The 1,045-nt window shown below is 69.9% G+C and carries 1 protein-coding gene; it reads right to left on the bottom strand.

All coding sequences use genetic code 11. The features are described 5' to 3' along the window. The coding region (locus tag O1R50_RS26130) for an IS481 family transposase (RefSeq protein WP_270113201.1) at positions 1–929 on the bottom strand (929 nt) is incomplete at its 3' end. Positions 930–1,045: the final 116 nt, after the last annotated feature.

Raw genomic sequence — 1,045 nt, 5'->3', positions numbered from 1 at the left:
CCGCGGTGATGGTTATACCAGTGCAGCCATGCCGGGAGGGCGGCTCGTCGCTCGTGTTCTGACCGGTAGGGGCGGGCGTAGGCCCATTCGTCGGTCAGGGTGCGGTGGAACCGTTCGACTTTCCCGTTGGTCTGGGGCCGGTAGGGCCGGGTCCGCTTGTGCTTGATGCCTTGGTCCGCCAAGAGGTCTCGCCAGGGAAAGGACCGGTAGGGTGCGCCGTTGTCGGTGAGGACGCGTTCGACGGCGATCCCGGCGGCGGCGAAGTGGTCCAGGGCCCGGGTCATGAAGCCGGTCGCGGTCTCCTTGGTCTCATCGGCCAGGATCTCGGTGTAGGCGAGGCGGGAGTGGTCGTCGATGGCGGTGTGGAGGTAGCCGTAGCCGAACTTCGCGCCTTTGCTGGTGCTGTTGTTGGCGATCGGGGCCGACCGGGTGCGGGTGCGGCGCCCGGCGGGGCGGCCCAGGATCTTGTGGCCGCCGCCGTCGGGGATGTTGCCGAGCTTCTTGACATCGACATGGACCAGCTCGCCGGGGCGGGATCGTTCGTAGCGGCGGACCGGCTCGCCGCTGGCGCGGTCCAGGTGCGCGAGGCGGGGCAGGCCGTAGCGGGTCAGGACCCGGTGGACCGTGGAGGGGTTCAGGCCCAGCAGGAACGCGATGCGGGCCGGGCCCCATCGGCGGGCCAGGCGGATCTTGATGATCCGCCGCTCGGTCCGGTTGGGCAGTCGGCCGGGGCTGGTGGCCGGGCGGCTGGAGCGGTCGGTCATGCCCGCTGCGCCGAAGCGGCGGTAGCGGTCGGCCCAGCGCCAGGCGGTGGTAGGGCTGACTTGGAACCGCTCGGCGGCTCGGCGCAGGGGCCAGCCGTCATCGACCACGCACCGGGCCAGGCGCAGTCTGCCGGTCGGGGTCAGCGGGGCGTTAGAGTGGCTCATCGAGGGCCTTTCTGGCTTGGCGTGTCTTGTAGCGATTCACACCGAACCAGAAGGTCCTCTCCTCGTCTCAGCCCGACTCAGCTCGTGAGGTGTTCACAACCTCCCGAGACAGAACA

The sequence above is a fragment of the Glycomyces luteolus genome (genome assembly GCF_027622875.1).
Taxonomy (GTDB): Bacteria; Actinomycetota; Actinomycetes; order Mycobacteriales; family Micromonosporaceae; genus Glycomyces; species Glycomyces luteolus.
This window is presented reverse-complemented; position numbering and strand designations above follow the sequence as displayed.